The sequence below is a fragment of the Glutamicibacter sp. AGC46 genome (assembly GCF_053543715.1).
The window spans coordinates 557,271-565,747 of sequence record NZ_JBLVOJ010000024.1 but is presented as its reverse complement, the minus strand read 5'-3'; the positions used below and the strand labels follow the sequence as shown (position 1 = coordinate 565,747).

At 60.9% G+C, this 8,477-nt stretch carries 6 protein-coding genes; 4 read left to right on the top strand and 2 right to left on the bottom strand.

All coding sequences use genetic code 11. From position 1 onward, the window contains the following. Window positions 1–112: 112 nt before the first annotated feature. Window positions 113–1,573, bottom strand: coding sequence for an MDR family MFS transporter (locus tag ACNPM8_RS14580; protein ID WP_105661652.1), 1,461 nt, complete (start codon window positions 1,571–1,573; stop codon window positions 113–115). A gap of 147 nt (window positions 1,574–1,720) precedes the next feature. On the opposite strand from ACNPM8_RS14580, the gene ACNPM8_RS14575 reads away from it, so the two are divergent. From ACNPM8_RS14575 to ACNPM8_RS14560, 4 genes are all read left to right on the top strand, one after another. Next, window positions 1,721–2,314 carry a TetR/AcrR family transcriptional regulator gene (locus tag ACNPM8_RS14575; protein WP_448940090.1) on the top strand — a complete coding sequence of 198 codons (594 nt, stop codon included), beginning with the start codon at window positions 1,721–1,723 and terminating at the stop codon, window positions 2,312–2,314. Window positions 2,315–2,526: 212 nt separating this feature from the next. Beyond that, window positions 2,527–4,749 (top strand): NADP-dependent isocitrate dehydrogenase, encoded by a 2,223-nt coding sequence (locus ACNPM8_RS14570; protein WP_448940089.1) that lies wholly within the window; start codon window positions 2,527–2,529, stop codon window positions 4,747–4,749. Between the two features lie 565 nt (window positions 4,750–5,314). Next, complete coding sequence (locus ACNPM8_RS14565) at window positions 5,315–5,608, top strand: NADP-dependent isocitrate dehydrogenase (protein ID WP_448940088.1); 294 nt, start codon at window positions 5,315–5,317, stop codon at window positions 5,606–5,608. Window positions 5,609–5,752: 144 nt separating this feature from the next. Further along, window positions 5,753–6,772, top strand: coding sequence for an RNase H family protein (locus ACNPM8_RS14560; protein WP_448940087.1), 1,020 nt, complete (start codon window positions 5,753–5,755; stop codon window positions 6,770–6,772). Window positions 6,773–6,844: 72 nt separating this feature from the next. Here the strand turns inward: ACNPM8_RS14560 and ACNPM8_RS14555 are convergent, their stop codons facing one another. After that, window positions 6,845–8,377: a deoxyguanosinetriphosphate triphosphohydrolase family protein gene (locus ACNPM8_RS14555; protein ID WP_365945776.1), complete on the bottom strand. Its 1,533-nt coding sequence runs from the start codon at window positions 8,375–8,377 to the stop codon at window positions 6,845–6,847. Window positions 8,378–8,477 lie beyond the last annotated feature (100 nt).

Sequence of the window (8,477 nt, the reverse complement as noted above, 5' to 3'; positions counted from 1 at the left end):
GAATCCCCCCGCTCGGGCTGAACACTATATTTATCCGGGATGCCTGCTGCTTTCCCGGAGGTCAGCGTCTGGGCATCCAGGCCTTGAGGGCCAGCAACGCCGAAGTGGCGCCTCAGTGATTCGCGTGCGGCTTCTCGCCCTTGATCATGAAGGCGAAGACGATCCCGATCGTGGCCAGCACGGCGCCGACGATGAACGAGATATGCGCGCCGGAGAACAAGGCCTCGGCCAGCTCGGACCCGGCGTCCAACTGGACCTTTGACAGCAGCGACATCACGGTCACGAAGACCGTGGTGCCGATCGCACCGCCCAGCTGCTGCGCGGTGTTGAAGATTGCTGAACCATGGCCGAACAGGCGCGGATCCACCGAAGCCATCGCGGAGGACATCAGGCCGGTCATCAGCAGCGCCAAGCCGATGGAGAAGACGATGTGGCAGAGCATGAACATCCACAATTCGGTCTGCGCGGTCACGGTCGCGTACATCCACTGACCGGCAGCCAGGAAGACGGCGCCGGGGATCAGGACCGGGCGCGGGCCGCGCTTGTCGTAGATCCGCCCGAAAATCGGCGAGGCGATGGCCTGTGCCAGTCCGCCGGGAAGCAGCATGATGCCGATCTGCAGCGAGTCGACGCCCTGCCCGGATTCCAGCAGGATCGGCACAATCATCAGCGAACCGAGCAGGGTGCCGAAGGCAATCATGATCATCGCGATCGCGAAGCTGAAGCTGCGCGAGGCAAACGGGGTCAGGTTCAGCAGTTCGCGGCCGCTGGCGGCCAGCTTGACCTGGCGGATGATGAACAGGGCCAGGGCCACCAGGCCGATGGCGAAGCTGGCGATGGTCATCGTGGCGTTATCCGCGGCATGCTCGATGCTGGAAATGCCGTACACCAGGAACCCGAAGGCCAAGGCGGATAGCAGGACCGAAGCGGAATCCACCTTGATCTTGCGTGCACTGGAAGGGATCTTGAAGAAGATGGCGCCCAGTACCAGGACCGCCACGGCGATTGGCAGCATCAGGATGAAGATGTAGTGCCAGCCCAACGCGTGCACGATGGCCCCCGAGGCGGTAGGCCCGATAGCCGGGCCGACGCCGATGACGATCGAGTTCAGGCCCATGATGGTGCCGCGCTGGTGGACGGGCACCAGCGTCAAGGTGGTGGTCATCAGCAAGGGCAGGACGATGGCCGTGCCGACGGCCTGGATAACGCGTGCCAGCAGCAAGAAGCCGAAGCTCGGCGCCAGCACCGCGATGACGGTGCCGAGGATGAAGCTGATGATGGCGAAGAAGAACAGCGACCGGTGCGCGAAGCGCTGCAGCAGGAAGCCGGTGGTGGGGATGACGACCGACAGGGTCAGCAGGAATCCGGTGGTGAGCCACTGGCCGGTGGACGCCGAAATGCCCATGTCCTGCATGATGCCGGGCAGCGCCACCGTGAGCACGGTTTCGTTCAGGATCATCATGAAAGCGGCCAGGGCCAGCGAGGCGATGATGCCTGTCAGGGTTTTGGCGGAGAGTTGCCCGGCGGGCGCCGCGCTTGGCTTGGCGCTGGTTCTAGGGGGATTTGTAGTCACGAAGTCTTCTTCCTGTGGAGTGTCAACCGCTAAATACTGTCACACTCTGCCACTTTTTCGTAAGCGAATCTGTCAGACTGTGACAGGAAACAATTTTGGTGGACGAGGCCTGCGCAGTACAGGCAGTCCGGAGCATCGGAGAGCGCCATGGGGATTCGCGAGGAACGCAAAGAGGCAACGATCCAGTCCATCCGGGCGGCAACCCTGGACCTGGTGGAACTCCATGGCCTGGAATCGGTGACGGTGGGGCAGATCGCTGCCCGGGCCGGCATTTCCGAGCGGACTTTCTTCCGCTACTGCGAATCCAGGGAAGCGGCCATGGTGCCGGCGCAGCATGAATTGATCCAGGCCGTGACCGAATGCGACATCGCTGACGGCTCCACGAGCGCGCAGATTTTCCGGCTGCTGGCCAACGAATGCCGCCGGATCCTTGTTGCCGAGATCCGCGGCAATGAATACCGGCGCATTTCCCGGTTGATTGCCACGGAGCCGAAGCTGCTATTGGCCATCACCCGGCAAGATCAAGCCTTCTGCGCTGCCACCTCGCAGGAGCTGCGCCGCCGCGGGCTGGTGCCGGCCATGCCCGCCTTGATGATTGGCGAAGCCTTGGCCGCCCTCTGGCGCGTGGCCTGGCAGAGCTTCGGCCAGGCGGAACGCGCCGGGGAGCCTGTAGATCCAGTTGAGCTCTTCGATGAGGCCATGGCGAATCTCGAAGCGCTGGCCGGCGGAAGAGCCGAATAGCGAATAACTCTGTTGAGTTATCGCTGATTAACTTAAATGTGACGAACTGCTTGCAGGCTGTCCAGCCCGGCATTTCGGTGAATAAACGGCGTTGCCGCGCGTATTTCCCGCTGCCGCAAAGTGTGGTGCAGAGCAAAATCAGGTAGATTTGGAACGTTGAGTTCAGGGCGGTAACACCGCTTCCGCACGACGTTCAGGGAGACGCCACACCTATGGCAAAGATTATTTACACCCACACCGACGAAGCGCCTATGCTGGCGACCCACTCGTTCCTGCCAATCGTGGAGGCCTTCGCCTCGACCGCCGGTGTGGAACTTGAGACCCGCGACATCTCGCTGGCTGGTCGCATCATCGCTACCTTCCCGGATTATGTCACCGAAGAGCAGCGCATCGGTGATGCTCTGGCAGAACTTGGCGACCTGGCCAAGACCCCGGATGCAAACATCATCAAGCTGCCGAACATCTCGGCTTCGATCCCGCAGCTGAAGGCTGCCATCGCCGAGCTGCAGGCTGCCGGCTACGCACTGCCTGACTACCCGGATAACCCGACCTCGGATGAAGAGACCGACGTCCGCGCACGCTACGACAAGATCAAGGGTTCGGCTGTGAACCCGGTCCTGCGCGAGGGCAACTCGGACCGCCGTGCACCACTGAGCGTGAAGAACTACGCTCGCAAGTACCCGCACTCCATGGGCGAGTGGGCCGCTGATTCGAAGACCAACGTGGCCACCATGGGCGTTGACGACTTTGCTGCCAACGAGAAGTCCGTAGTCATCGACGCGGACAAGAAGATCTCGATCCGCTTCGTCGGCGAAGACGGCGAAGTCAAGGTCCTGAAGAAGCCTTTCGACGTGCTGGCCGGCGAAGTCATCGACGGCACCGTCATGCACGCCGCGGCCCTGTCCGAGTTCCTGAAGAACTCCGTGGCCCGCGCCAAGGAAGAGGGCGTGCTGTTCTCGGCTCACCTGAAGGCCACCATGATGAAGGTCTCCGACCCGATCATCTTCGGCCACGTGGTGAAGGCCTACTTCTCCGAGCTGTTTGAAACCTACGGCGATGAGCTGGCAGCAGCCGGCCTGAACCCGAACAACGGCCTGGCAGCCATCCTCGGCGGCCTGGACGAACTGTCCGACGAGGTGCGCGCCGGCGTGGAGAAGCTGATCGCCAAGGGCCTGGAAGAGGGCCCGGCAGTTGCCATGGTCGATTCCGACAAGGGCATCACCAACCTGCACGTTCCATCGGACGTGATTGTCGACGCTTCGATGCCGGCCATGATCCGCCTGGGCGGCAAGATGTGGGATGCCAAGGGCGACACCGCAGACACCCTGGCTGTGCTCCCGGATTCCTCCTACGCAGGCATCTACCAGGTGGCCATCGACGACTGCCGTGCCAACGGCGCGTTCGACCCGACCACCATGGGCACCGTGCCGAACGTCGGCCTGATGGCGCAGAAGGCCGAGGAATACGGCTCGCACGACAAGACCTTCGAAATCGCTGGCAATGGCCACGTGCAGATCGTCGACGAGAACGATGCAGTGCTCATCGAGCACCAGGTCTTCGCTGGCGACATCTGGCGCGCCTGCCAGACCAAGGATGTAGCCATCCGCGACTGGGTGAAGCTGGCAGTGAACCGCGCCCGCGCCTCCCAGACCCCGGCTGTCTTCTGGCTCGATGAGAACCGCGCGCATGACGCAGTGCTGATCGCCAAGGTCAACGAGTACCTCAAGGAGCACGACACCGAGGGCCTGACCATCGAGATCCTGTCCCCGGTCGAGGCGACCCAGTACTCGATCGACCGCATCCGCAAGGGCGAGGACACCATCTCGGTGACCGGCAACGTGCTGCGCGACTACCTGACCGACCTGTTCCCGATCCTGGAACTGGGCACTTCGGCCAAGATGCTCTCGATCGTTCCGCTGCTGGCTGGCGGCGGCCTGTTCGAGACCGGTGCCGGCGGTTCGGCTCCGAAGCACGTGCAGCAGCTGGTGAACGAGAACCACCTGCGCTGGGATTCGCTGGGCGAGTTCATGGCCCTGGGTGCTTCCTTCGAGCACCTGGCAGTGACCACCGGCAACGCCCGCGCCCAGGTGCTGGCCGATACCCTCGACGCTGCAACCGGCACCTTCCTGCTGGAAGACAAGTCGCCTAAGCGCAAGGTGGGCGAGCTGGATAACCGCGGCAGCCACTTCTACCTGGCCAAGTTCTGGGCTGAAGAGCTGTCCAAGCAGGACAAGGACGCAGAACTGGCGCAGGCCTTCTCCGCAGTTGCCAAGGCACTGGGCGAGAATGAAGAAGCCATTGTTGCCGAGCTTGCCGAGGTGCAGGGCAAGGCTGTCGAGCTGGGTGGCTACTACCGCCCAGACGAAGCCAAGACCGCAGCGGCCATGCGCCCAAGCGCAACCCTGAACAAGGCTCTTGAACTGCTGACCAAGTAGTCCTTGCAGCCAATCAGCTGGCCTCAATCCTCAGTGAGGATTGGGGCCAGCTGCTTTAACGCGCGATGAAGCCTCGGTCGTCAGTTCCTCGCTGGTTGTTCCACTAGCGCGGCAGCAACTTGCGATTTCCCCCGGTGATTCCTGAATTCACTGGAGCTGACAGTGGACAGGTTAATTCCGTTATCAGGAAATTGCCCGGGCCATTAAGGTCGGTGAGTGATTGCATGAATTCTGGCGGCAGGCCAGTATCCATAGGGCAAGTCGGAGGCAATGCGAGCTGGTTACCAACTGGCAAGTAGCAGTCGCTGGTACGGCAGTCAAGAATTCTAATGTAAATCGTTCATTGCATCCGTGTAAAAAGTTTCTAATATTCTCTAAATTTGCTCTTGTCAGAACTATGTTGAGTTAGTGTTATACGTGTCGGAACGAGTCACTCGTACCAACACGAAACATAGATAAGACGAACATGAATGAGGTAATTTGATGTTGAGCGAACTTCTTGCAGCCTTGGTAGAACTTATCCGCAGCCTGGGTCTCTAAGCTTCAGATCTCGGTCATTGAACCGATGCCATTGATCGCCACTCGTGAAAATGAGTGGCGATCAATGAATTTAACACGGCAGATAAATGCCTTGCTTGAACGGATATGCCGGATCAGGAGTTCGAATTGCGGGGCGTATTCCTCAGTGAATCCTTTTGGCAAAAGAATCCATTATTCAATATGTTTCGCGCTGCACGACTATCTGGCCGACCCGTTTCCGATGGTGGCACTGGCCACCTCGGCCAAGATCCTGTCGATCGATCTGCCGCTGGCTCGGGTCGGCCTGTTCGAGACCGGCGCTGGCTACCAGGCGAAGTAACACGGCCGGTTCATGGAAACCGAAGTCCGCGATATCCTCACCAGGTGCCCGCACCAGAACATTCAGACCCGGGGCTAAATCGTAGGTGCCAGTCGATAGGATCGCCTGACATCACCAAAACAGGCAGGAGGAATCTCAATGCTGGTGTCAGTTCCACGTCCGCAGATGCCCATTGCGCTCGAACCGGATGGTGTGCGGAGATTGGCCGGCGCACAGCGGCAGCCGCAGCCTTCGCGGCTGATCGCCGTTCTCGAACGTTCAGCGTTCATTCGAGATGCCCACGGTAAGAAGCAGCAGTACGTTCCATTTGCGGAGCGGATTGTCGAGGAAAAGCACCTCGCCCAGCGAAGCACGCACGGTCTCCACTTCGATTTTGCGCTGACCTTGTGCGATTTCGTGAACCGTCCATTGCTGACTCTCACGGGTACTGCGGCCAACGGGGAATTGGACCAGGCCATCCTGCAGGCTATTGCGGAGTTCTCCGGTACCTCCAAGATTTCGCAGCCGTCATCGATCGACCTGTTGGTCCCGGACCATGACGATCTCGGATTGGCAGAATTATCGCTGAATCCCGTTTTCTGCCTCAATCCGTCGTGGCAATTCGGGCTGGATCTGGGCGTTGCCAACGAGGCCAATAGCCAGGCGCTGGCCCCGCTGGTACAGGACTACACGGCGAACCTTCCAGTCATTGCCTATACGGACGGTTCGGTGCCGCGGAACAGGAAGTTCCGCAGCGCTGGAGCGATGGTGACCTCACAAGGCCATTGGGCCTGCGCAATTTCGCCGAAGCTTTACGTCCAGGACACCCTGCTGGCAGAAACCACAGGCGCCCTGCTGGCGCTGACCCACGCCCCGCTCGAATCGGACCTGACCATTTTCAGCGACAGCCGTGCCCTGGTGAAAGCGGTCAATGATCTTGTGCAAGAACGGCAGCGCACTGTGAAGGTGCATCATGAGCTGCGCGAGAGTCTTGAACTTCGGACCGGGCGCACCCGAGCCCGCTGGGTTCGAGGGCACGATGGAAATCGGCACAACGAAGCGGCCAACCGGATGGCCATCCTGATGTCGCGGCATTTCAGCGCCCGGATCAATCCGCAACTGACACAGTCAATGATGATGAAGATCGTGCTCGAGGAGCTGTCACAGCAGGCTCTCGCGGCATGAAACATGCCGCGACTTGCGGCCGGGCACACGAGCAGGCGGGCTACTCCGCCGGCTCGGTGCAGCACCCGGCCGCTAGAGCCCGCGGCCGGCTTCCCAGAGATTGTCCGAGGTGCCGGTTAGCAGCGAATTCAACGAGACGGCTTGGGCATCGGTGAAGGAAGCAATGTAATCGACGATGGCCCGGGCCTGGCCCAGCCGTTGGATCTCTTGCGGGCCGGACTGCGAGAACAGCTCTGGGGTGCTCTCGCGCAGCTGGCGGTATTCCTCGGTGGTAGCTTCCACCGAGTCCAGCAACCGTCGCGGTGCACGCCCTGCATCCTCCGGATCATTGAGCCAGGTGTTGAAGCCTTCTGCCAGGGAACGGATAATTCGCGTTTGCCCACGCTGGTATACCGCCAGGTCTGAACGGTCCAAGACGAAGCGGGCATGGACGAACTTGAGTACTACGACGTCATGCCATGCTTCATCGCTCAAGCGGATATGGCCGCTGCGCACATTAGGCGTGCGTTCAACGGTGATCGATTCCTGCAACCGATCAATCCATCGCCGAGTGAAGGCGGTAACCGCACGGTCCGCCTGCAAGCCGCCGTCGTAGGGAACTGCGAGCAAGCCATCGACGAGGTCATGGCCAACCCGTTGCACCGAGGCGCGGAATGCGTCTGGATTGGCAATCCAGGGATCCTTCGCCAGGACATGGCGCCACGTAATTTCCAGCGCGTGGCCCGGCTGCCGCTGGTCCAGCTCTGGAGCCTTCAGGGCTTGGAAGCGCACGGACTGATCCAGCCACGCTCGCAGTTCAGCGGAGACGCTGGTGTATTGCAAAATGCCAGCTCGATAGAAATCATCAAGGTCATGAACCGCGTAGGCGATATCGTCGGCGATATCCATAACCGAGCTTTCCAGCGTCTGCTGGTATTTTCCGATACCCGGGAAGACCGACAGGACGTCGTCCATTTCCTCGGCCTCGATATCGTAGGCCGAATACTTCATGGCGCCAGCAGCCGGATTCGCGCCGACGCCGCGGGGGAGCAGCTCCGGGGCGACCGGGGCCTGGCTGCGCCATTCATTGCGCGTCCAGGGATATTTGAGCACAGCCGCGCGAACCGCGCGGGTCAGGTTCATGCCGCGCGGTGTGGCATCGCAGCTATCGAGGGCGGTGAGGATCCGGAAGGTCTGTGCATTGCCTTCGAATCCATCGGGAAGCCCCAAGGTATCGCGGGCGACTCGGTCGAGTTCCTGCTCGCCCAGATGCCCGAAGGGCGGGTGGCCCAGATCGTGGGCGGCTGCCGCTGCTTGGACAACTACCGGGTCGCACCCTCCTAAGTCGGAGATTAGTCGCCTAGTAGGTTCGTCACGCCTTCGGAGGCCGATGGCGATGGAACGGGCCACCGCCGAAACCTTCAGTGAATGGGTCAACCGGTTGTGGACCAGGGTGCCTGAACCCGCTTGGGGAATCACCTGCGTCACCGAGGACAGCCGGGAGAAGTACGGGGAGAAGCGGATGCGCTCAATGTCTACGCGGAACTCATCTTCACCGGTGCGATTCCGTTCGGCGATCGCGCGGTCGCGGCCGCCGGTCTGATGTGTCTGTGCTCTAGTTTCCATCGTATGAACTAGCCTAGGCGATCGAGCAAGAGAAGCCACGCGAATTGGTGCAACTTCGTTTCGGGGCGACGAACGTCCAGTGCCGTGGGGGTTGCGCATG